Source organism: Phytohabitans aurantiacus (genome assembly GCF_027923225.1).
In the GTDB taxonomy this organism is placed as follows: domain Bacteria; phylum Actinomycetota; class Actinomycetes; order Mycobacteriales; family Micromonosporaceae; genus Phytohabitans; species Phytohabitans aurantiacus.
Map to the genome: position 1 here is coordinate 77155 of NZ_BSDI01000009.1, position 22760 is coordinate 99914.

Genomic DNA, 22760 nt, shown 5'->3' on the forward strand with positions numbered 1-22760 from the left:
GGGGGACCGGGGCGCTCTAGAGTGGCCGTGTGTCAACGCTGCGCGACCTGGTCGAGGAGCACACCAGCCTCCAGCCGGCCGATATCGACCATCTGCACAGGCTCGCGGGCGACTGGCAGTTGCTCTCCGATCTTTCCTTCGCCGACCTCCTCCTGTGGGTGCCCACGGGTGGACACGACACGTTCCTGTGCGTCGCGCAGGTGCGGCCGACGACCGCGCCCACGGCGTACCAGGACGACCAGGTCGGGCGCACCGTCGGCGGGCCGGAGGTCGCGCACCTCACCATCGCGTACCAGCAGGGGCGCATCTGGCGCGAAGGCGACCCGGTCTGGTACGGAGACGTGCCGGCCCGGCATGAGGCGATCCCGGTGCGGCTGCGCGACGAGGAGGGCGAGCCCGGCGAGGTGATCGGCGTGATCGGGCGCGACACCAACCTCTCCACGGCCCGCACGCCCAGCCAGCTGGAGCTGAACTACCTTACGACCGCCGACGATCTCGCGCAGATGATGGCTGACGGCACGTTTCCGCCGGCGCGGCACCGCGGCGAGACCACCTCGGCGCCCCGGGTCGGCGACGGGCTGATCAGGCTCGACGCGAGCGGCAAGGTCACGTACGCGAGTCCCAACGCGCAGTCGGCGTTCCGGAGGCTGGGCTTCGCCTCCCACCTGGTGGGCGAGGACCTGGCCGCGCTCGCCGCCCGCCTGGCCGACGACCCGCTGGAGGGCACCGACGCGTCGGCCCGGATCCTCGCCTCGCTCGGCGGGGAGGCACCGTCCCGCAAGGAGATCGAGGCGCGCGGCGCGACCGTGCTGACCCGGGCACTGCCGTTGATGCCGGCCGGCGTGCCGATCGGTGCCCTCGTGCTCGTCCGCGACGTCACCGAGGTGCGGTTGCGAGACCGCGCTCTGGTCACCAAGGACGCCACGATCCGCGAGATCCACCACCGGGTGAAGAACAACCTCCAGACGGTCGCGGCGCTGCTGCGCCTCCAGGCCCGCCGCGTCGAGGTGCCGGCTGCGAAGACCGCGCTCGAGGAGTCGGTACGCCGCGTCGCGTCGATCGCGCTCGTGCACGAGACCCTGTCGATGTCGAACGATGAGGCGGTCGAGTTCGACGGCATCGTCGACCGGGTGGCGTCGGCCGCCGCCGAGGTGGGCACGACCGCGTCGAGCGTGGCGATGCGCCGCGTCGGCACGTTCGGGGTGCTGCCCGCCGAGATCGCCACGTCTCTCGTGATGGTCCTCAACGAGCTGCTCATCAACGCCGTCGAGCACGGCTTCCCAGAGATCGACGGCGTGGGCGGAGTCGGCGAGGTCGTGGTCTCGGCACGGCGGCATCGCAAGGAGCTGCACGTCACGGTCGTCGACGACGGCAAGGGGCTGCCCGCCGAGTTCGACCCTGAGAAGGGCGGCAAGCTCGGATTGCAGATCGTGCGGGCCCTGGTCACCGGCGAGTTGCGCGGCACCATCGACCTGCGGGCGGGCGAGGAGCGCGGCACTCACGCCGAGATCGTCGTGCCGCTCACGAAGCGCTGAAGAGGGCGACGGTTAGGCCGGGGACGGTCCAGGTTTTGGTTAGGGCGTAGTCCGTGCGTATCGCTTCGGCCTTGGCGCGTTCCATCGGGCGTAGCGGGTCGGTCTGCTGGTCGACCGCGAGCACCCAGACGCGGTCCACCCCGTTCAGGCACTCGGCTGGGCGGTCGCATTCGCTGGCCCGGAGACCGCCGAGCGCGGCCCGGCTCTGCTCGAGCAGTACGTCGTCGGGGCGTTCGCCGCGCAGGTGGTAGTCCATCGCCGTGTCGATTCGCCAGCCGCCCCGGGGGGCGTACACGATGCCGTCACCGGGCCTCTGATGCTTGCGGATGATCGCGGCGGCCGCCTGGTAGTCGCGCGGCTGCGGGTCGTGCCAGCGCCGGATGGCGCGCTGGTCGGGCGCGCTGATCAGCAGGAACGCGGCCACCACCGCCAGCGCGCCGCGCAGCCGCACCTCGGCCAGTGCCGCCCCGGCGAGCAGGCAGAGGAACGGGACGGTGAAGGTCAGGTACCGCGGCACCCACACCTGGGTCACCTGGCCGGCCGTCCACAGGAGCACCGCCGGTCCGACGGCGCAGAGGGCCAGCGGGGCGCCCCACCGCGGGTGCTTCGCCCAGCCGAGCGCGGCCAGCCCAACGGTGATGCCGGCGAGCATGTCGGACCGGAAGACCTCCCCCGACAAGGTAAGCAGGTCAGCGGCGCTGGGTGTCGGTACCCAGCCGAGTTGGGTGCTCTGCTGACCCCTGCCGAGGAGGATGAGCGGTAGCAGGGCCAAACTGCCGGCGCCGACGGCCGCGGCCCAGCGGATCACAAAATCGCGTCCCGCGAGCATCACGGCCACCGCGTGCCCGACGATGACGGTCACGGCGACCAGGTGGCTCAGGCCCGTCGCGGTGACGGCAGCGCCGTACGCCGCCCAGCGTCCCCACGAGGGCAGCTCCAGCGCGCGGATGAGCAGCAGTGTGGCGATCAACGCGAAAAGGGTGACCAACGCGTACGAGCGCGCCTCGTGGGCGTACCGGGACGTGCTGGGGATGACGGCGAAGATCAGCCCGGCGAGTAGTCCGGCGCGGGTGCCGAACAGGCGCTCGCCGATGACCGTGGCGAGCGCGGCGACTGCCGTCATGCACAGGATGCTCGGCGCGCGCAGTGCCAGTACCGAGTCGCCGAAGATCGTGATCCAGTAGTGCATGAAGAGGTAGTACAGCCCGGAGACGGCATCGACATTGTTCACCATGTGCACGAGCTCGCCCGGAGACCGGGTGGCCGCGGTCCAGGTGGCCATCTCGTCCCGCCACAGTTGCGGCGCGGTGGCGCCATACCCGGTCAGGAGCAGTGTGACCAGCGTTGGCCACACGGCTACGGGTACGGTGCGGCGGTGGGTCGCGGTGAGAAGCACGGCATATACACCCTGGGGGTGTGACCCGGGTTGCACTTGCCCGTCATATGGGATGTCACCTGGTCGGACCCTGGGTGATGTGGCAGCATGAATGCCGTGACCGTTGCCGAACGCCGTTCCGTGCCGCTGGGGCTTACCTCCCGGCGCCACGTTGACTACGGTCGCGTTCGCAGCGCCATGTGTCCGGCCCACTGAGCTAGCCGCCCTCATTCTCTCTCGGGTAGCGCATCGCGCCGGATCAATGTGACGACGCCGTCCTCCGCGCGTGTGCCCACTCTCAACGCACACCCAGCACAGACGGAGGAAGCGCCCGATGGCGTTGACAAGCTCGTCAGGCCGACCGGCTGCCCGCCCGCGCAAGGCGCGTGGCGAGGGGCAGTGGGCGCTTGGCCACCGGGAGCCGCTCAACCCGAACGAGCGCACGAAGAAGGACGACAACCCGCTCAACGTCCGCGCCCGGATCGAAAACATCTACGCGCACCGCGGCTTCGACTCGATCGACCCGCAGGACCTGCGCGGCCGGTTCCGCTGGTGGGGGCTCTACACCCAGCGCAAGCCCGGCATCGACGGCGGCCGCACCGCCGTGCTCGAGCCGCACGAGCTCGACGACAAGTACTTCATGCTGCGCATCCGGGTCGACGGTGGCCAGCTCGACCTCGACCAGCTGCGCACGATCGCCGACATCTCCCGGCGGTACGCGCGGGACACCGCTGACATCACCGACCGGCAGAACATCCAGCTCCACTGGATCCGCGTCGAGGACATGCCCGCGATCTGGCGGCAGCTCGAAGCGGTCGGGCTCTCCACCACCGAGGCGTGCGGCGACTGCCCGCGCGTCGTGCTGGGCAGCCCGGTAGCGGGCATCGCCGCCGACGAGAAGATCGACGCCACGCCCGCGATCCGCGCGATCGTCGACAAGTACGTGGGTGCGCCCGAGTTCTCCAACCTGCCGCGCAAGTTCAAGTCGTCCATCTCGTGGCTGGCCGACATGCCGTACGAGGTCAACGACATCTCGTTCCTCGGCGTCGACCACCCGGAGTACGGTCCGGGCTTCGACCTGTGGGTCGGCGGGGGCCTGTCGACCAACCCGATGCTCGCCCAGCGCCTCGGCGTCTGGGTGCCGCTCGGCGAAGTGCCCGAGGTGTGGGCCGGCGTGGTCAGCATCTTCCGCGACTACGGATACCGCCGGCTGCGCCACCGGGCGCGGTTGAAGTTCCTGGTCGCCGACTGGGGCGTGGAGAAGTTCCGCGAGGTGCTGGAGAAGGAATACCTGGGTCGCGGCCTCGTCGACGGCCCGCCGCCGGTACTGCCGGACAAGCCCCTCGACCACATCGGCGTGCACGCGCAGCGCGACGGGCGGTTCTACATCGGAGCCGCTCCCGTGGTGGGCCGGGTCTCCGGCGGCCAGCTGCTGCAGCTCGCCGAGGTCGTGGCCGCGCACGGCAGCAACAGGGTGAGCCTCACGGCGTACCAGAAGCTGCTGGTGCTCGACGTGCCGCAAGAGTCGGTCGACTCGCTGGTGGTGGCGCTGCGCGGGATCGGTCTCGAAGCCCAGCCGTCGACGTGGCGGCGCGGCACGATGGCCTGCACCGGCATCGAGTTCTGCAAGCTGGCGATCGTCGAGACCAAGAAGCGTGGCGAGGAGCTGGTCGCCCGGCTCGAAGAAAGCCTGCGCGACATGGACGCCGACATCACCATTCACATCAACGGCTGCCCCAACGCCTGCGCCCGCACCCAGACCGCTGACATCGGCCTCAAGGGCCAGATCGTCATGGGTCCGGACGGCCAGCAGGTGGAGGGCTTCCAGGTGCACCTCGGCGGCGGGCTGGGCATGGCCCAGGGCCAGACCGCCGGGTTCGGGCGCAAGCTTCGCGGTCTCAAGACGACCGCGGACGAGCTTCCGGAGTACGTCGAGCGCCTGGCCCGCCGGTACCTGGACAGTCGCACCCAGGGCGAGCAGTTCGCCCAGTGGGTCATGAGGGTCGAGGAGGAGGCACTCCGATGAGCGAACGCGCCGCACCTCTGTACTGCCCCTACTGCGGTGAAGAGGACCTACGCCCTTCCGAGGAGGGGCACGGGGCCTGGGAGTGTCACTCCTGTGCGCGCGTCTTCTCGGTCAAGTTCATCGGATTGGTGCGAAAGGCGGTGGCGCGATGAGCGCCGTGAGCGCGGTGGGCCTGGGCCTCGTTGGTGGCCCCGCCCTGAGCCCGCGTGCCAAGGAGCTGCGTGTCCTGGCCGAGGACGCCGCGGTCGCCCTGGAGGGCGCACCCGCGGAAGAGATCGCCCGCTGGGCGGCCGAGACGTTCGGCGACCGGTTCTGCGTGACCAGCTCGATGGCTGACGCGGTGCTCGCGCATGTGGTTTCGCGGGTCGCACCGGGCGTCGACGTGATCTTCCTGGACACCGGGCTGCACTTCCCGGAGACGTTGAAGGTGCGCGACACCGTGGCGCGCACGCTGCCGGTCAACGTGCGCTCGATCCGGCCGCGGCTGACCGTGGGCCAGCAGGACGGGCAGTACGGGCCCCGGTTGTTCAGCAAGAACCCCGACGAGTGCTGCTTCCTGCGCAAGGTCGAACCGCTGGAGCGGGCGCTCGCCGACTACGACGCGTGGGCCGCTGGGCTGCGCCGCGACGAGTCGCCGACGCGGGCCAACACGCCGGTGGTGGCGTTCGACGCCAAGCGCGGCAAGATCAAGGTCAACCCGATCGCGGCGTGGTCCCAGGCCGACGTCGACGCGTACATCTCCCGGTGGAACGTGCCGGTCAACGAGCTCTTCAAGCGCGGATACGGCTCGATCGGGTGCTGGCCGTGCACCGGGCGCACCAAGGCTGGCGAAGACCCGCGTGCCGGCCGGTGGGCGATGTTCGAAAAGACCGAGTGCGGCCTGCACACGTGATGCCCGTGGTGATGCTCGTCGCCCACGGCAGCCGCGACCCGCGTGCTGCCCGGGCGACGCGGGCGCTGGTCCGGGCGGTCGCGGCCGCGCGACCCGGTGTCGACGTGCGCGCCTCGTATCTCGATCACACGCTGCCCCGCCCCGGTCAGGTGCTCAGCACGCTGGAAGCCGCCGGCCACGAGCGGGTGACGCTGGTGCCGCTGCTGCTGACGGCGGCGTACCACGGGCGGGTCGACGTGCCCGACGTGGTGCGGGCCGCGCGGGCGTCCGGCCTGCGGGTGCCGGTGGCGGTGACCGAGGTACTGGGTCCGACCGGCGACGACGTTCCGGAGTGGCTGCTCGCGGGGCTGGCTCGGCGGCTGGCCGAGGCGGGTTCCGGGTTCGACGCGGTGGTGGTGGCCGCCGCGGGCACCCGCGACGCGGTCGCGCGCGAGACGGTCGTGCGGGCCGCTGACGCGCTGGGCGCGAGGTTGGGTGTGCCGGCGACCGTGGCGTACGCCTCAGCGGCGGCGCCGACGGGAGCCGAGGCGGTGGCTCAATTGCGCGCTCGGGGCGCCCGGCGGATCGGCGTGGCGGGGTACTTTTTGGCGCCCGGCCTGCTCTACGACACCGTGACGGGCTCGGCCCTGTCAGCGGGTGCGGTGGCGGCGGCGCAGCCGCTCGAAGACGCCTGGGAGCTGGCCCGCCTGGTCCTGTCTCGCGTAGACGCGGCTGTGCCCGCGGCCGGCCTGCCGCGCGCGGCCTGAACTGATCACAGACAGCAAGACGCCCCGGCAGATCTGGCCGGGGCGCGGATGCTGTGGGGTTTGTGCTGTGTCAGGCCGAGTGAGCGCGGACCCGCAGGCCACCGCGACGCTTGACGGCGCGCCGCTCCTCTTCGCTCATCCCGCCCCAGACGCCGGCGTCCTGACCGGAGTCGAGCGCCCACTGCAGGCACTCGTCGGTCGCGGAGCAGCGCCGGCAGACGGCCTTGGCCTGCTCGACCTGCAGGAGTGCGGGGCCGGACGTCCCGATCGGGAAGAACAGCTCCGGGTCCTCGTCGCGGCAGGCAGCATGGTGGCGCCAGTCCATGGCGGCAACACTCCTTGTTCTCGATCGATGACAGTAAATGCGATTGATCTTTCCTATATGCGTACGCGAGAGCCGATCGTGACGATGCGCATCCATCCGATCAGCGACGCGTTAGCAGGCGACGAAGCTGTGGGACCTGCTCAAACTCGCCTGCGCAAAAGGCGCGTCCAGGCAATGTCCCGGTAACTCAGTTCGCTTGTGAATACTTTCACGAACTACCGCGATGTCAAGGGGAACGCTCGGAAAAAATCCGAGCAGGTGAGCAAGCCCACAACCCCTTTGTCCGGGTTTCGGCGCCTGCGCCGAGCCCCCACATGCGACAGCCCCTATCAATGTAGTACAGTCCAAGCCCCAATGCCGACATTTCCGGCGTGTTTCGCCAGTACGATCCGTCACGTAGGCAGGACGTACCCGTTCGTCAGCAGATTACGCGCAACGCCCCGGGAACGCTGGTGAACCGAACTTTCTCCCTCTCGCCGAGGTAGTCGCCGTCCAGCTGGAAGGGCTGCGGACGAGTCGCCAGCAACGTGAACTCGTCGACGTCGTGCAGCCGCACCACCTGCCGGCCGCGCGGGTCAGGGCGCCGCGAGAAGATCTGCGAAACCGTCCGGGCGGTACTGGGCAGGTGCAGCTCGCGCAGCGCCATCACGTCGAGGCCCAGGTCGAACGAGGCTTCCGGGTTCGGATTGATCGCCCGGTCGCCCAGGTACGTCCACGGCGCGGTGTTCTGGATGATGACCGTCGCGAGCGAAGCCTCGGCCGGCTCGCCGGGACGCTCCAGCGTGATCGCGGGATGCCGCCGGTCGACACCGAGGAAGTACTGGTTGACGGCCGAGCGCAGGTACAGGCCGGGTGTCGACGTACGGCCGCGCAACCGGGCCTGCTCCACCCGGCGTACCACCGACGCGTCCAGCCCGAGGCCGGCGCAGAAGGTGAAGTACCGGTCGTCGGCCCGGCCCAGCCCGATCGTGCGGTGCCGCCCGGCGTGCAGCGCCTCCAGGATCACGCTCGTGCCCTCGGCCCAGCCCTTCGGCAGCCCCAGCGCGCGGGCGAAGACATTCGTCGAGCCGCCCGGCACCACGGCCAGCGCGGGCCGCTCCTCCAGCGACGGTCCCGCCATCAGACCGTTGACCACCTCGTTGACGGTGCCGTCACCGCCCAGCGTCACCACGACGTCGACGGACGTCTCCGCGGCCTCTCGTGCCAGGGCGGTGCCGTGCCCCCGGCGCTTGGTGTGCTGCACCGTCAGGTCGAACTCGGTGCGCAGCGCCCGGACCAGGACATCCCGGCCGCGCTCGCTGGTCGTGGTGGCTTTGGGATTGACGACCAGTAACGCCCGCATGGCCGGCACTGTACTCGCCAGTCGCTTCCAATCGGGCAGGTATGGTTTCCCGCGTGACGACGGACTCCCCATCGCTGCCCCGAGCGCTGCGGTGGGCGGTGTGGCTGTTGCTCGGCGAAGCCGCGGTACTTGCCCTGATCACGGCCTTTCTCGTGTACGAGGACGTGACCGCCACGGCCACCAGCCTCGCGAGCGCGCTGATCGTCACCGGGTTCGCGGCTGTTGGCGCGCTCCTGGTCTTCCTTCTCGCCCGGGCGCTCGCCGCTCGCAGGTCGGGCGCGCGCGGTCCGGCCATCGTGGTGCAGCTCATGTTCCTGCCCGTGGGCTACTTCATGATCCAAGGTGGCCTCGCGTGGGTGGGCGTACCCGTGCTGGCGCTCGCCCTTCTGGTGGGCGCCCTACTCGTCAGTCCGTCCACCACAAAAGCGCTGGGTCTTTAGATAAGTAAGACCGACTGGTTGTCCGCTACCCCCGCTGAGCTGCGCCTAGAGTGTGAGGCCGTGACTGTTGAGGGTGCGGTGCGGCCACCGGCGTACCAGACGCTGGCGGAGCAACTGCGTGCTGAAATCACTTCGGGACGGCTCCGGCCGGGGGAGCGCCTGCCCACCGAGCCGCAGCTGTGCCTCCGGTCCGGGGTCAGCCGCAGCACGGTGCGGGAGGCCCTGCGCCTGCTGGCGAGCCAGCACCTGATCGTGACCACGCGAGGGGTCACCGGCGGCTCCTTCGTGGCCCATCCGAGCCCGGAGCAGCTCTCCGACAGCCTGTCGACCGGGGTCAGCCTGCTGTTGACCACCGCGACGGCTGACATGGCAGACCTGCTGGAGGCGCGCGAGACGCTGGAGGTGCCGGCGGCGGCGCAGGCGGCCGGACGGCGTACCGACGAGCACCTCACCAACCTGCGGGCGGCGCTCTTCGACCCCGCCGTCGACGGCCTGCCGACGATGCTGGCCGCGCACCGGGCGTTCCACACGGCTCTGGTGGCCGCCACCGGCAACCCGCTGCTGGTGCTGCTCAGCCGCCCGCTGTACCAGATCGCGAACGAGCGCGAGCTGGCCGAGGCGGCGCCGAAGGGCTTCTGGGAGCGGATCGACACCGAGCACCGCGAGATCCTGCGCTTCGTGACGGCCCGTGACGCCGCGGGGGCCGCCCGCGCGGCGCGCGCCCACCTTGGCTTCTTGCGCGGCTGCTACGTGCGCTAGGGCTTGGGCCTTAACCGCTGACGCGGCGGGTGAGCAGCGTGATGGTCGCGCGGCCGCCGGTGGCCGTTGCGGCCGCCGAGGTGGTCAGCGCGGTGAGCACCTTCCACGCGAAGGACGACTCGGAGGGCAGGCGCGCGCCCGGCACCGTGCTGACGGTGACCTCGACGGTGAGCGCGTCGTCGGTGACCGAGAACCGGCACTCCAGCTCCGCGCCGCGAGTGGCGATCGCGAGAAGCATCGCGCACGCCTCGTCGACCGCGATGCGGAGGTCTTCGATCTCGTCGAGCGCGAAGTGCAGGCGTGCCGCGAGACCGGCCGTCGCGGTGCGCAGGACGCCGAGATAGCCGACGTCGGCTGGCACGGTGAGCAGCACGACGTCGTCTTCGATCACCGGCTCCACATGCGCTGTCAGTTGACTCACTCCGCCCGAGACGCAAGACCCCCGAAGCAGCACCCTACCGGGCGAGGCGGGCTAACGGGATGCCGGTAAGGCGGTACGGCAGCCACTCGTCCTGCACGGTGAAGCCGAGCCCGGCGTAGACGTCGCGGGCGGGGTTCCAGTGCAGTACCTGGAGGTCGAGACGGGCGTAGCCGCGATCGACGCAGATGCGGGCGAGTTCGGCGAGGAGCCGCCGGCCGACACCGGTGCCGCGGGCCTCCGGGCGCACATAGATGTCTTCGAGGTAGACGCCGTGCACACCTTCCCAGGTGGAGAAGTTCAGGAACCACAGCGCGTAACCGGCGAGCCGCCCGTCCAACTCGGCGACGTGGCCGAAGAGCGCGGGCGCCGGGTCGAACAGAGCGGTGTGTAGCTGGGGTTCGGTGAGGTGGCACTGATCGGGTGCCTTCTCGAAGGTGGCGAGTTCGTGCACCATCGCGACGATGGCCGGCACGTCCTCGGGACGCGCCGGCCGGATCGTGGCTGTGCCAGGCTCGCTGGGCACAGTTGTCACGCTTGCTTGGTCTCCCAGAAGATCTTGGCGATTTCTTCGATCTTGCCGAGCAGCTCGTCGGCCTTGGCGGGGTCGGTCGTCCCCTTGGCGCCCGCGGCGCCAGCCAGCTTGGTGGCCTCGTTGAAGAGCTGGTGGAGCTGGGGGTACTTCTCGAAGTGAGGCGCCTTGAAGTAGTCGGTCCACAGCACCCAGAGGTGGTGCTTGACCAGCTCGGCGCGCTGCTCCTTGATGATCAAGGCCCGAGTGCGGAACTCCGGGTCGGTGTTCGCCTGGTACTTCTCGGCGATCGCCTTGACCGACTCGGCCTCGATCCGCGCCTGTGCCGGGTCATAGACGCCACACGGCAAATCGCAGTGCGCGCTCACGACTGTGCGCGGAGAAAGAATGCGTGGAAGTCGCATAAGGACCCCTCCATGGACGTTTGCGATGATCCAAGAAAGACCCTACTCCTGCGGGAGTTGGGCTACCTGAGAGAGGTGAAACACACCATCGTGTACGCGGTACTCGTGCGAGGTCCGTCGATGGCTCCGACGCTGCGCAATGGCGACGCGTTGCTGGTGCGCCGGGGTGGCCGGGTCCGGCCCGGCGACGTGGTGGTCGCGCGGTTCCGTTCCAGGCCAGACCTGCTCGTGGTCAAGCGCGCGGTCCGCGAGGAGGACGGCGGTTGGTGGGTACGCGGGGACAACGACCTGGTAACCGACGATTCCCGTGCGTACGGGGTCGCGGACGTCGTCGGGCGGGTATTGCTTCGCTACTGGCCCCGCCCTGGGTTTATGCTCAGAAATCGGACCGGGTGACCCCCGCACCGCACCGCCGCTCTTCGCTCACCGACGCGCGCCGAGCCGGCGGGACTGCACCGTTCGCCGCCGGGCGCGAGCGAGTAAGCCGCACGCTGGGAGTCACCGCATGTCATCGTCCTCACCGTCCTCATTGGATCCCGTCTTCGAACTACACCGCGGCGGCAAGATGGCCGTCGCCTCGACCGTGCCGCTGACCAGCCGGGAAGACCTTTCTCTCGCGTACACGCCGGGTGTGGCCCGGGTGTGCGAGGCCATCGCCGCCGAGCCGGCGCTGGTCGCCGACTACACCTGGGTCGGGCACACCGTCGCGGTGGTCACCGACGGGTCGGCGGTGCTGGGCCTTGGCAACATCGGCGCCCGCGCCGCGATGCCCGTCATGGAGGGCAAAGCGGTGCTCTTCAAACAGTTCGGCGGCGTCGACGCGGTGCCGATCTGCCTCGACACGCAAGACGTCGACGAGATCGTGTCGGTGGTGACCGCGCTGGCTCCGTCGTTCGGCGGGATCAACCTGGAAGACATCTCCGCGCCGCGCTGCTTCGAGATCGAACGCCGGCTCGACGAGGCGCTGCCGATCCCGGTCTTCCACGACGACCAGCACGGCACGGCGATCGTGGTACTGGCCGCGCTGCGCAACGCCGCCGCCCTGCTCGACCGCAAGCTGGCCGACCTGCGTGTGGTCGTGAGCGGTGCGGGTGCCGCTGGCGTGGCCGTCACGAAGATGCTGATCGCGGGCGGTGTCGACGGCGCCGAGGTGGTGGTGGTCGACTCGCGCGGCATCATTCACGAAGGGCGTGACGACCTCACCGCGGTCAAGGCCGAGCTCGCCGCCACGACCAACGCCGCGGGCCGCAGCGGTGGCATCGCCGAGGCGCTGGCTGGTGCCGATGTGCTGGTCGGGGTGTCCGGCGGGCAGATCTCCGAAGAGGCCGTGGCCGGCATGGCGCCCGGCGGGATCGTCTTCGCCCTCGCCAACCCCACGCCCGAGGTGCACCCCGACGTGGCGGCCCGGCACGCCGCCCTGGTCGCCACCGGGCGCAGTGACTTCCCGAACCAGATCAACAACGTGCTCGCGTTTCCGGGCATCTTCCGGGGCGCCCTGGAAGCCCGCGCCTCCCGCATCACCGACGCGATGAAGGTCGCGGCGGCCGACGCGATCGCCGGCGTGGTGGCCGACGCCCTGCACCCCGACGCGTTCGTGCCGTCGGCGCTCGACCCGCGCGTGGCGCCCGCTGTGGCCGCCGCGGTCGCCGCCGCAGCCGCTTCAGCCTGATCAGGGGTGGTGTTAGCGTGCATTTCCATGCGCGCTGCCTACGCCTCCTCGTTCGACGACGGGAACCCGCTCGCCGCCCTCACGGTCGGCGAGCGGCCGGCACCTGAGATGCCGGACGAGAGCTGGACGGTCGTCGACGTCCGCGCCAGCTCGCTCAACCACCACGACCTGTGGTCGCTGCGCGGCGTCGGGCTCACCGAGCAGCAGCTCCCAATGATCCTGGGCTGCGACGCGGCGGGCGTCGACTCCGCCGGCACCGAGGTCGTCGTGTACCCGGTGATTCCCGACCCGGGCGACCCGCGCGGCTACTCGCTGCTCTCCGAGAATCACCCCGGCACGCTCGCCGACCAGGTGGCCGTGCCGCGCGCCAACCTCGTGCCGAAGCCCGCCGCGCTCAGCTTCGTCGACGCGGCGTGCCTGCCCACGGCCTGGCTGACCGCGTACCGGATGCTCACCACACGCGGCAGGGTCAGCGAGGGGGAGGCCGTGCTGGTGCAGGGCGCCGGTGGTGGCGTCGCCACCGCCGCGGTGGTGCTCGCCGTCGCGCTCGGCAAGAGGGTGTACGCCACCAGCCGTGACGCCGGGAAGCGGGAGCGCATCGCGGATCTGGGTGCCACGGCGGTCGAGCCGGGCGCGCGGCTCGCGGAACGCGTCGACGTGGTGATCGAGACGGTGGGCGCGGCGACATTCGAGCACTCGCTGAAGTGCGCGGCGCCCGGCGCGCGCATCGTCGTGTCGGGCGCGACCGCCGGATACGAGGCGAAGGTCAACCTGCGCCGGCTGTTCGCCATGCAGCTCGACATCCTCGGCTCCTCGATGGGTACCCCGCAGGAGCTCGCCGGCCTGCTCGCGCTCTGCGAAGAGCAGGGGATCCGGCCGGTCGTCGACAGCGTGCACGGGTTCACCGAGGCCGCCGGAGCGTTCGAGCGGCTCGACTCCGGCGACGTCTTCGGCAAGGTCGTGCTGGACCACACACGGTAAGGCGCCGCCACCGATCGCGGTGGCGGCGCCTCACATCAAGGGGTCAGGCGGCTGGCGCCCCACCCGGCTGCACGACACCGTTCACCGTCAGGGTGTACGGCGCGTTCTGGTTGACCTGCTCGGTCGGCTCGTCGTAGGCGACGATGGCGACCACCGTCGGGAACCCTGCGAACTGCGCGAGCTCGGCCTTGGTGAGCTGCACCTTGCGCTTGTGGTTGTACTGCGCCTGCAGCGCGACCTGGTTCTTGGCGTCGATGCCGACCAGGCGGACGCTCCAGTCGGCAACCTCGACCGGGTTGATCTCGGTCGGGGAGTCGAACGCCGACAGGCTGGAGCCGTCGCTGATCGTCGTGCCGCCCAGGGTCACGTCGTCGATCAGCAGACCGCCCTCGTTGACCCCACCGTCGCTGACGTACCGGAAGCCCAGCAGGACCGTCTGGCCGGCGTACGCGGTGAGGTCGAACGTGTGCTGCTCGAACCCGTCGGTGGTGCCGTTGAGCGACGGCCCGAACGGACCCGCGACCGTCTTGTCACCAGCGATGGCGGTGTACGTGTCGCCGCCGTCGGTGGAGACCACGACGTACCCGTAGTCGTACCCGGCCTCGGCGCCGTACTTCGCGAGGAAGCTCAGCGTCGCATTGCTGGCGGGCACGGCGACCGAGGCGATCGCGGCGTTGTCGAGGTTGTTGCCGTTGCCGGAGAACAGCACCGGGTTGCCCGGCCGGTCAGGGTCGTTGTTCACGACCGTCCAGGCGAGCGGCAGGGACGGCAATGTGGCCGCGCCCTGGAACGACAGCGACTTCAGCTCACGGCCCTTGAGGAAGGTGCCGTCGGCCTTGCGCAGCGCCACGTAGTCAGCGCCGTTGGGTGCCGCGCCCGGCTCGTCGTACGCGTCCGGGTTGGCCAGGTTGACCGTGGAGCGGACGCTGGCCGAGGTGACCTTCTTCTTCGGTACGCCGAGCATGACGCCCCGGCGGGACTCGCCGACGATCTTGTCGACGAGAACCGAGGTCTGGTACTCGTGGATCACCTTGTACGGGTCGCTCTGGCCTTCGGCTTCCAGTGCCGCGTCGAGGCTGGCCAGCCCCTGGAACTCGCCGTCCCGGTGCAGCTTGGAGAGGATCTCCGGCCCGAACTGGTCGTGCAGGTACAGCATGAACTGGTAGGCGTTGCCGTAGTCGGCGAGCACCTCGTTCGGCTGGCCCTCACCCCAGAGCGTCAGTGAGTTCTCCGGACCGCCACAGTCTCGAGGATTCGGGTTGTACGGCGTCTGCACCGGCCCGAAACCCTGGAAGCAGTACAGGTGGCTGTCGGCGCCACGGTCGAACACCGTCGCCGTGGTGTTGGAGTACCCGGTCAGCATCTGGGCGTAGTCCGAGAGGCCCTCGTTGATCCAGTTCCCCTCGAACGGGTCGGTGTAGTAGTGCAGCAGGTGCTGCCACTCGTGCGCGAACGTGCTCTCGTACGCGGTCGGGCGAGCCGGCCGGCTGGTGCACAGGTCGCTGGTGGGCTCGTCCGGCGGGTTGGCTCCGGTGCGGTGCGCCCAGTCGAACGCGTCGACCGTCATCACGTTGCGGTCGAGCAGCTCGTTGATCTGCGCCGAGAAGAAGCCCGCGATGTAGGTCGGAGCCGCCGGGAACGTGTAGAAGTTGTCGTCCCGGACGTTGTCGATGAGGGCGACCGTGCGGTTGCCCGCTCCGGTGTAGTTGCCGCCGTTTCCGTTGGCGTCCGGCGGCACCGTCGCGTTGGTGCCGTCGCGGTCCGGCGGCGTGCTGAAGGCCGCCGTCTCCTTCGGGTACATGTTGTTGTCGAACTCATCGACGAAGTACGCCACCTGCTCGTCGGTGACCTGCGTCGAGTTCGGGATCTGCGCGCGGCAGTCCCCGGCCGGGAACGCGGTGTCGTTGGCGACCCAGACCTCGATGTTGTCGCCGACGCCGCGCAGCGTGTAGTCCTTGCGGTACAGGCTGCCCTGGACGTCGTCGAGCCCCAGCCACTGCCGAACCGTGCCAACCGGCGGCGTGTCGGCCTGAGCCTGGATCCGCTGGCGAGCCGATGCCTTCGGCTGGTACCGCTCCGGTACGTCGACCTTCTTGCCATCGAGCTTGAAATCAGTCCGGGTCAATTCCCGGAAATCGCTCGGCTGGTTCGCATTGCGTACCGGCGCGGGGGCGGCTGCCGCCGACGACGCCGGAACGATGGTCACCAGGGGAAGGACGAGAGCGGTGGCTGCGGCCCCAACAATGCGGCTGCGTGCCATATATCCCCCTTGTGAATGGACGCTAGTACATACCGATGCCTACCGGTACGCAGGTACGAGCGCAAGAGACCTTCCCGGATTATCCGATGTGGACGTCCGTAATGTCGGTAACGACGCCTTCAAGCGGCACGTGAGTCTGGACGGTGCCGGCCGATCCGGACGAGCCCGAGTTGGCCGAGCATCACGCCCAGGGTGAACCGGTTGGGCGCGCCGAAGCGGCGCATGAGGTCGCTGACCCGGCGCCGCACCGTGCGGTCGCTCGTGTCGAGGTGGAAAGCGACGCGCTGGTCGCTACGGCCAGTGAGCAACTCGGCGAGCAGCCGGTGCTCCTCTTCTGAGAGGACGAAGGCAAACGGCACATCGTCCGCCTCGTCGGTATTCAACTTCATGAAAGCCCTCCCCGTGTGGGCATGCCCGCACGGCTGGCGGACCTCCTGATTGTGGACAGTGCGTGTGCCGTTGGCAACGGTGCGCTAATGGCGGATATGTGGCCCAACCCGGCCACTGGGGCGTCAGCGCGAGCGATCCGCCGTGGCCGGAAGCGGTCAGGTCCATTGTGGCCTCTCAAGACATCGAATACGTTCCACGCGCCGATCGACTTCGACGGCCTCGCCTACGGGGGTGCCTGATGCGGCTTCGTCGTGCGGTTGTACTGGTTGCGGTTGCGGCGGCGGCCGCCACGCAGCTCACCGTTCCAGCGGCGTATGCCGTGCCCCCGCCAGCGGTGCCCAAGGAGTGCGCCGCCACGCGCCCGGACGGCAGGTCCGCCACCGCGGCGGCGGCCGACTGCGGCGGCCAGGTGGAGATCCTCGCCGAGCGCACCGAGACGTCCCAGACGTTCGCCAACCCCGACGGGTCGCGCACGCTGGAGCAGTCCATGCGACCGGAGTGGGTGCGCCGCGGCGCCGGCTGGGTGCCGGTCGACACCACGCTCCGTAAGGGCGCGGGTGGTGTCGTCGTGCCCGGTGCGACGGTGCTGCCGATGACGTTCTCGCCCGGCGGCACCCGACCGCTCGCCGAGTTGCGCGACGGCAAGCAGAAGCTCGCGATGACGTGGCCGGGCAAACTGCCCAACCCCAGGCTCGCCGGCGACACGGCGGTGTACGCGGAGGTACTGCCGGGCGTCGACCTGCGCGTCACCGCCACCGCTCTCGGCTTCTCCGAGGTCCTGGTGGTGAAGTCCGCCAAGGCGGCACGGCAGCCGGCACTCGCGGCCATCCGGTTCGGACTGAAGGCCACCGGGGTGACCGTCACCGCGAAGCCCGGCGGCGGGCTGGAAGCGCGCGACAAGGCCGGGCGGCCCGTGTTCGTCGCGCCGACGCCGCTGATGTGGGACTCCTCCGGCGAGGGCGAAGGCGCCGTGGGAGACGACCCCGACGTCGCCACGCCGGGTCGGCGAGCGGTCATGCCGGCCACGGTGAGCGGCGACCAGCTCACCCTCAAGCCCGACCGCAAGCTGCTCACCGACCCAGGCACGAAGTACCCCGTCTACATCGATCCATCGTGGACCGGCGGCATCGCCAGCAACGCCTGGACGACGGTCTGGAGCAAGTACCCGACGAGCAAGTTCTGGCAGAACTCGACCGCGCTGCAGAACGGGGCCGACAAGGGTTCGGCCGGCGCCGGGCTCACCCGCGACTGCGACGGCTGCGCCACCCACAAGGTCCGCACCTTCTTCCGGATGAACACATCCGCCGTCAAGGGCAAGGTCATCCTCGGCGCGAAGTTCCGGATCGAGCAGCGCTGGTCGTGGACGTGCAGCCCGAAGTCGAACGCGAAGGTGTGGCTGACCGGCGCCATCTCGTCCAGTACGACGTGGAACAACCAGCCTTCCTGGGACAACAACTACACGTCCCAGACCGCGGCGAGCCGGAAGGTCGGCGCGGTACACGGGTGCGCGGGGCCGGGCACCATCGAGTTCGACGTGAAGTCGATCGTCACGCGGGCCGCTGGCGGTGGCTGGAACGACGTCACGCTGGGCCTGCGCGCGATCGACGAGGGTACGACCAACCACTGGAAGCGGTACAACCACGCGTCGCCGAAGCTGGCCATCGACTACAACACGATCCCGAACGCGCCGGGTGAGCGGTGGACCGACGGCAAGGCGTGCGCCACCGGTGCCGCGCGGCCGTACGTGCTCACCGCCACGCCGATCCTCGCCGCGAAGCACTCCGACGCCGATACCGGCCAGCAGTCGCTCACCACGTACTTCTACTGGTGGGCGCAGGGCGGTGCGCGCAACGAGACCGACAAGATGTCGCTGGCCACGGGCAACCCGGCCACCGCGTCGAAGGCGGTTCCGGCGGGCAAGCTCGTCGACGGGACGACGTACATCTGGCAGGCCCGCACCTATGACGGCACGCATTACGGTGGCTGGTCGGGCACCTGCGAGTTCACCGTCGACACCACGCCGCCGAACACGCCCGGTGCGGTCACGTCGACCGAGTACCCGCCCGACTCCACCACCACCCCCGCTCACGGCGGCGTCGGGCTCCCCGGCACCTTCCAGCTGAGCCCGCCGGCGGTCAAGCCGCAGGAGGCGGTCGGCTACGCGTACACGCTGGACTCGGGTACGCAGCCGTCGGCGGCGACGCAGGTGGCCGCCAACCCGACCTCGTACGCCGCCTCGGTGGCCGTCACGCCACTGCGCGACGGCGTCAACACCTTGCGGGTGTGGACCAAGGACATCGCCGGCCGGTACTCGGCTGTGCCGAAGGAGTACAAGTTCAAGGTCCGCTCCGGCGCCGGCCCGGCCGCCGAGTGGAAGTTCGACGAGGCCAGCGGTGCCGTGGCCGACTCGACCGGCCACGGCAACACGGTGACACCGCAGACCACCGTGGCGCGGCCGGCCAGTCGCGGAAACGTCGGGCGGGCGCTGGAGCTGAGCGGCAGCAACCAGGCCACCACCAGCGGGCCGGTGATGACGCCCCACCCCGACACCGACGTGCCCACCAAGGTCCGCACCGACTCGAGCCTGACCGTCACGGCCTGGGTGCGGGTGCCGAGCACCACCGGCGTCACCGGGTTCCGCACGGCGGTCGCCGCTGACGCGACGCGCCGGTCGCCATTCATGCTCGGCTATCACGCCGACGTCAACAAGTGGCGCTTCAGCGTGACGAACGTCGACAACGACACCAGCGGGCTCTACCACGCGTACTCCGACGCCACCGTCACGGCCGGCAAGTGGTACCACATCGCCGGCGTCTTCGACGCCGCGACCAAGCAGGTCAGGATGTACGTCAACGGCACGCTCCAGGGCACGACGGCGACGACTCCAGCGGCGTTCGACACGTCAGGGCCGATCACGATCGGCCGGCGCATGTGGAACGGCGCCCCGGACTCGTTCTTCACCGGCGTGATCGACGACGTGCGGATCTACAACTACCCGGTGACCGCCGCGAACCTCGCGCTGCTGGCGGTACCGCTCGCGCCCGCGATCACGTTCCCCAACGGCGACTCGGTCACCGCCGGCCAGCCGATCAACGTGCGCCTCGACGCCGGCGGCGACAACAACGTGACCTCGTACCGGTACAGCGTCGGCTCGGCGATCCTCGACAAGACCGCGACGCCGGCCACCGCTGGGGCGGCCGCCACCGTCTCGGTGCCCACGACCGCGAGCATGGCGGGCGAGCAGCGGGTCTTCGCGATCACCGTCGACGCGGCGGGCCGGCAGAGCATCGCGGCGGCCGGCACGTTCACCGTGATCGGCGCCGCGAAGATCTCCGGCAGCGTCATCGACATCGACACCTCCGAGCTGGTGGCCGGCGCGCTCGTCACCCTCAGCCCGGGCAACTACTCCATGACCACCGCCGCGGACGGCTGGTACTCGTTCGAGGGCCTCACACCCGACACGTACACGATCAAGGCGTCGGTGGGTGGCCGGTGCGGCAAGTCCTTCGAGGCCCAACTGGCCATCGCGGGCGACATGACCGTCGACCTGCCGCTGATGCAGCTGACCGACGACCTCGGGTACACGTGCCAGGTCGCCGCTGCCGCGTTCGTCGCCGCCGACCAGACGACGGTGGCGCTGACCGGTGACGACGCGGTCGCCCAGGTCGAGATCCCGTTCGCGTTCCCCTTCTACGGGCACACCTTCCGCGACGCGTGGGTCGACACCAACGGCCTGGTCTCCTTCACCGATCCGGGCGGCTCGCACCGGTACCCGGGCGGCAACCTGCCGGCACCGGCCCAGCCCAACGCGGCGGTGGCGGCCTTCTGGGACGACCTCGTGGTCGACGCGTCGGCCAGCGTCCGCACGGCCACCGTCGGCACGGGTACCGACCAGCGTTTCGTGATCGAGTGGCGCAACGTCCACCGCAAGGAGTCGACGTCGCAGCGGCTTACCGCCGAGGCGATCCTCGCGCCGGACGGCACGATCGCGCTCAACTACGCCGGCCTCGACAACGACGCCGAGAAGGGCGCCGGAGCCGCGGTCGGCATCGAGGGGCCGGAGGGCGAAGACGGCCTGCTGTACTCGGCCGCGCAGCCGGTACTGGCATCTGGCCAGGAGGTCGTCTTCGACCACCCGGGCGAGGCGCCGATCGACAGGTTCACGCTGTCCGGCACCGTGCGTGACGCCGCCGGGGTCGGAGTGTCCGGTGCGAGCGTGACGCTCGACCCGGCCGGCCTGACCGTCACCACCGGGGCGGGCGGCGCCTGGGAGTTCACCGGGCTCGTGGCCGACAGCTACACGGTGACCGCCGCGACCGCCGGCCGGTGCGCCCGCGCCGGCAGCGCTCAGGTGGAGCTGACCGGTGGCGATGTCGCGCGCGACCTGGTGTTGCGGCCGGTGGGCGACGGATTCGGGTACGGCTGCGCGGCCGGGCCGCGTCCGTTCGTACCGGCGGCCAACGTGATCGGGGAGCTGACCGGCGACTACGACGCGCAGCACGTGACGCTGCCGTTCCCGTTCCGGCTCTACGGTCGCGACTACACGACCACCACGGTGATCACCGACGGCACGATCGTCTTCACGGGCGACGTGGGCGAGGTGTGGGACAACAAGCCGTTGCCCACCACCACGGCTCCCAACGCGGCCCTGTACGCGTTCCAGGACGACCTGGTGATCGACCAGGACGCCAGTGTCCGCACCGAGCTGTTCGGCACCGCGCCGAACAGGTACTTCGTGGTGGAGTGGCGCAACGCCCTCATCTGGAACACCACCGACCGGCTTACCGTCGAGATGGTGCTGTACGAGAACGGCGACGTCGCGTTCAACTACGCCGGGCTCGACACGCCGCTGGAGCGGGGTGGCTCCGCCACGATCGGCATCGAGAGCCACGCCGGCACCACCGCACTCCAATACTCAGCCAACGAGGACGCGCTGGTGAGCGGCACCGGCATCCTCATCACGCCGCCGCCGGCCGGCACCATCCAGGGCACCGTTACCGCGGTCGGCGCGGGCACCGCGGTGGCGGGTGCGACCGTGACGCTCAGCCCTGGCAACGCCACGGCGACCACCGGTGCCGACGGCGGTTACCAGTTCACGGGCGTCAAGGCCGGTGACTACACGGTCTCCGTGGCCAGGGGCGACGGCAAGTGCGCCGGGCCGGAGGCCGCCGCGCTCGCTCAGCCCCGCGGCGGGATCGACAAGATCGACCTGTCGGTCGGCACGGGCTCGGACGGGTACGGCAACTCGTGCACCGTCGGCCCGCGCACCCTGCTGCCGACCGACACCGTGCTCGCTCTGACCGGTGACGACGTGTTCTCGCAGGTCACGCTCCCGTTCCCGGTCAAGCTCTACGGCACGACGTACAACACCGCCTGGGTCGACACCAACGGTGTGGTGACGTTCGAGCTGCCCGAGGGTTCGTCGTGGAACGTCAGCGAGATCCCGTCCGAGGTCGAGGCGCACAAGCCCAACGCGGCCGTGTACGCCTTCTGGGAGGACTGGGTCGTCGATGAGGACGCCAGCATCCGCACGGCGGTCAGCGGCACCGCACCCAACCGGAAGTACGTCGTCGAGTGGCACGACGTACTCGCCTGGAAGGACCGCACGCAGCGGGCCACGTTCCAGGTGGTGTTCGAGGAGACCGGTGACATCGCCGTCGCGTGGGACGGCATCGGCCAGGAGCTCATCGAGCAGGGCGTGTACGGCGTGGTCGGCATCGAGAACTCCGAAGGCACCGAGGCGCTCGTCCACAGCTCGTTCGTGCCCGCACTGAGCAGCGGCACCGGCGTCGTGTTCCACCGTGGTGACGGTGTCGTGGGCACCGTCACGGGCACGGTCACCTGCGCCGGTGCCGCCGTGTCGGGCGCGACCGTGGTCGCCGGCTCGCGGACCGCGACGACGGGCGCGAATGGCCGGTACACGCTCACGAACGTGCCGGTCGGCCCCGTCGCGGTGATCGCGACGGCGACCGGCGGCGGGTGCGCGGGCTCGACCGTGGCACAGGTGACCGTGGCCGGCGAAACCACCGTCACCGGCGACATTGCCATGACCTCGGCGGCCGGCGGCGGCTACAGCCTCACGGCCGGCGCCCAGGCTTTCCAGCCCGTCAACCAGACGCTGGCGCTGACGGGTGACGACGAGTTCGTCCAGGTCACGCTGCCGTTCCCGATCACGCTCTACGGCCAGAGCTACTCGACCGCGTGGGTCGACACGAATGGCGTGGTGTCGTTCACGGCGCCGGGCGGCTCCGCGTGGAACATCAGCCCGATCCCGTCGGCGGCCGAACCGCACCGCCCGAACGCGGCGGCCTACCCGTTCTGGGACGACTGGGTGGTCGACGACGAGGCCAACGTCTTCACGGGTATGACGGGCACCGCGCCGAACCGCGCGTTCGTCGTCGAGTGGCGCAACGTCACCAACTGGGCCGATCGCACCTCCCGGGTCACGTTCCAGGTCGCCTTCGCCGAGAACGGTGAGATCTCGTTCGCCTGGGACGACGTGGCCGCCCGGTCGGTCGAGCGCGGTGGCAAGGGCACGGTCGGCGTGGAGAACGCCGACGGCAGCAAGGCGCACCAGTACCTCCACCAGCACCCGGTGATCCGCAGCGGCGAGGGCCTGCTGTTGCGGCCAGTGGCCTGATCCGATCCGACGACCCGTCCGGAGGT

The 22760-nt window shown here is 70.2% G+C and carries 18 protein-coding genes; 10 read left to right on the plus strand and 8 right to left on the minus strand.

Annotation, left to right across the window (positions count from 1 at the left end; translation table 11 throughout):
* Window positions 1–29 precede the first annotated feature (29 nt).
* Entirely contained in the window at window positions 30–1535 is a 1506-nt protein-coding gene (locus tag QMG73_RS12380) for a PAS domain-containing sensor histidine kinase (RefSeq protein ID WP_281894822.1), read from the plus strand.
* On the opposite strand, the gene QMG73_RS12385 is transcribed toward QMG73_RS12380, so the two are convergent.
* On the minus strand, window positions 1522–2931 hold the full coding sequence (locus QMG73_RS12385; protein WP_281894825.1) for a glycosyltransferase family 39 protein: 1410 nt from the start codon (window positions 2929–2931) through the stop codon (window positions 1522–1524). The two genes, QMG73_RS12380 and QMG73_RS12385, sit on opposite strands and share 14 nt — an antisense overlap.
* 313 nt (window positions 2932–3244) lie before the next feature.
* Between QMG73_RS12385 and QMG73_RS12390 the strand changes: the two genes are divergently transcribed.
* From QMG73_RS12390 to QMG73_RS12400, 3 genes are all read left to right on the plus strand, one after another.
* Entirely contained in the window at window positions 3245–4936 is a 1692-nt protein-coding gene (locus QMG73_RS12390; protein WP_281894828.1) for a nitrite/sulfite reductase, read from the plus strand.
* Between the two features lie 148 nt (window positions 4937–5084).
* The gene (locus QMG73_RS12395) at window positions 5085–5828 is read left to right on the plus strand and encodes a phosphoadenylyl-sulfate reductase (RefSeq protein ID WP_281894831.1); all 744 of its coding nucleotides are present in this window, start codon (window positions 5085–5087) and stop codon (window positions 5826–5828) included.
* Entirely contained in the window at window positions 5810–6574 is a 765-nt protein-coding gene (locus QMG73_RS12400) for a sirohydrochlorin chelatase (protein WP_407676785.1), read from the plus strand. The genes QMG73_RS12395 and QMG73_RS12400 overlap by 19 nt, the downstream gene beginning before the upstream one ends.
* A gap of 70 nt (window positions 6575–6644) precedes the next feature.
* On the opposite strand, the gene QMG73_RS12405 is transcribed toward QMG73_RS12400, so the two are convergent.
* A complete protein-coding gene (locus QMG73_RS12405; protein WP_265250665.1) occupies window positions 6645–6899 on the minus strand; it encodes a WhiB family transcriptional regulator in 255 nt (84 codons plus the stop codon).
* A 418-nt stretch (window positions 6900–7317) separates the two neighbouring features.
* Window positions 7318–8241, minus strand: a complete 924-nt coding sequence (locus QMG73_RS12410; RefSeq protein ID WP_281894834.1) for a diacylglycerol/lipid kinase family protein — start codon at window positions 8239–8241, stop codon at window positions 7318–7320.
* 53 nt (window positions 8242–8294) lie between these two features.
* Here QMG73_RS12410 and QMG73_RS12415 point away from each other — a divergent pair, with 53 nt between their 5' ends.
* Window positions 8295–8681, plus strand: a complete 387-nt coding sequence (locus QMG73_RS12415) for a hypothetical protein (protein ID WP_407676786.1) — start codon at window positions 8295–8297, stop codon at window positions 8679–8681.
* Between the two features lie 60 nt (window positions 8682–8741).
* The gene (locus QMG73_RS12420; protein ID WP_281894838.1) at window positions 8742–9440 is read left to right on the plus strand and encodes a FadR/GntR family transcriptional regulator; all 699 of its coding nucleotides are present in this window, start codon (window positions 8742–8744) and stop codon (window positions 9438–9440) included.
* Between the two features lie 10 nt (window positions 9441–9450).
* On the opposite strand, the gene QMG73_RS12425 is transcribed toward QMG73_RS12420, so the two are convergent.
* Genes QMG73_RS12425 through sodN form a run of 3 tightly spaced genes read right to left on the minus strand, consistent with a single transcriptional unit; the run spans window position 9451 to window position 10794 of the window.
* Window positions 9451–9861: an ATP-binding protein gene (locus QMG73_RS12425; protein ID WP_281894840.1), complete on the minus strand. Its 411-nt coding sequence runs from the start codon at window positions 9859–9861 to the stop codon at window positions 9451–9453.
* A gap of 34 nt (window positions 9862–9895) precedes the next feature.
* Window positions 9896–10384 (minus strand): GNAT family N-acetyltransferase, encoded by a 489-nt coding sequence (locus QMG73_RS12430; protein WP_281895063.1) that lies wholly within the window; start codon window positions 10382–10384, stop codon window positions 9896–9898.
* 5 nt (window positions 10385–10389) lie between these two features.
* Window positions 10390–10794, minus strand: coding sequence for a superoxide dismutase, Ni (sodN, locus tag QMG73_RS12435; RefSeq protein ID WP_281894843.1), 405 nt, complete (start codon window positions 10792–10794; stop codon window positions 10390–10392).
* Window positions 10795–10869: 75 nt separating this feature from the next.
* On the opposite strand from sodN, the gene QMG73_RS12440 reads away from it, so the two are divergent.
* The 3 genes from QMG73_RS12440 (at window position 10870) to QMG73_RS12450 (ending at window position 13444) form a co-directional block, all read left to right on the plus strand.
* Window positions 10870–11190, plus strand: a complete 321-nt coding sequence (locus tag QMG73_RS12440) for a S26 family signal peptidase (RefSeq protein WP_281894846.1) — start codon at window positions 10870–10872, stop codon at window positions 11188–11190.
* 109 nt (window positions 11191–11299) lie between these two features.
* Window positions 11300–12463: an NAD(P)-dependent malic enzyme gene (locus QMG73_RS12445; RefSeq protein WP_281894848.1), complete on the plus strand. Its 1164-nt coding sequence runs from the start codon at window positions 11300–11302 to the stop codon at window positions 12461–12463.
* 27 nt (window positions 12464–12490) lie between these two features.
* Window positions 12491–13444, plus strand: a complete 954-nt coding sequence (locus tag QMG73_RS12450) for a zinc-binding dehydrogenase (protein ID WP_281894850.1) — start codon at window positions 12491–12493, stop codon at window positions 13442–13444.
* Window positions 13445–13487: 43 nt separating this feature from the next.
* Here the strand turns inward: QMG73_RS12450 and QMG73_RS12455 are convergent, their stop codons facing one another.
* Complete coding sequence (locus QMG73_RS12455; protein ID WP_281894852.1) at window positions 13488–15650, minus strand: choice-of-anchor J domain-containing protein; 2163 nt, start codon at window positions 15648–15650, stop codon at window positions 13488–13490.
* A 173-nt stretch (window positions 15651–15823) separates the two neighbouring features.
* Window positions 15824–16093 carry a LuxR C-terminal-related transcriptional regulator gene (locus QMG73_RS12460; protein ID WP_281894854.1) on the minus strand — a complete coding sequence of 90 codons (270 nt, stop codon included), beginning with the start codon at window positions 16091–16093 and terminating at the stop codon, window positions 15824–15826.
* 239 nt (window positions 16094–16332) lie between these two features.
* Here QMG73_RS12460 and QMG73_RS12465 point away from each other — a divergent pair, with 239 nt between their 5' ends.
* On the plus strand, window positions 16333–22734 hold the full coding sequence (locus QMG73_RS12465) for a carboxypeptidase regulatory-like domain-containing protein (RefSeq protein WP_281894856.1): 6402 nt from the start codon (window positions 16333–16335) through the stop codon (window positions 22732–22734).
* Window positions 22735–22760 lie beyond the last annotated feature (26 nt).

What these genes read in the sequence shown, in the direction of transcription:
- QMG73_RS12395 (WP_281894831.1), top strand. Translation starts at nt 5,085, where the DNA reads ATGAGCGCCGTGAGCGCGGTGGGCCTGGGCCTCGTTGGTGGCCCCGCC.
- sodN (WP_281894843.1), bottom strand. Translation starts at nt 10,794, where the DNA reads ATGCGACTTCCACGCATTCTTTCTCCGCGCACAGTCGTGAGCGCGCAC.
- QMG73_RS12405 (WP_265250665.1), bottom strand. Translation starts at nt 6,899, where the DNA reads ATGGACTGGCGCCACCATGCTGCCTGCCGCGACGAGGACCCGGAGCTG.
- QMG73_RS12450 (WP_281894850.1), top strand. Translation starts at nt 12,491, where the DNA reads ATGCGCGCTGCCTACGCCTCCTCGTTCGACGACGGGAACCCGCTCGCC.
- QMG73_RS12410 (WP_281894834.1), bottom strand. Translation starts at nt 8,241, where the DNA reads ATGCGGGCGTTACTGGTCGTCAATCCCAAAGCCACCACGACCAGCGAG.
- QMG73_RS12460 (WP_281894854.1), bottom strand. Translation starts at nt 16,093, where the DNA reads ATGAAGTTGAATACCGACGAGGCGGACGATGTGCCGTTTGCCTTCGTC.
- QMG73_RS12445 (WP_281894848.1), top strand. Translation starts at nt 11,300, where the DNA reads ATGTCATCGTCCTCACCGTCCTCATTGGATCCCGTCTTCGAACTACAC.
- QMG73_RS12390 (WP_281894828.1), top strand. Translation starts at nt 3,245, where the DNA reads ATGGCGTTGACAAGCTCGTCAGGCCGACCGGCTGCCCGCCCGCGCAAG.
- QMG73_RS12465 (WP_281894856.1), top strand. Translation starts at nt 16,333, where the DNA reads ATGCGGCTTCGTCGTGCGGTTGTACTGGTTGCGGTTGCGGCGGCGGCC.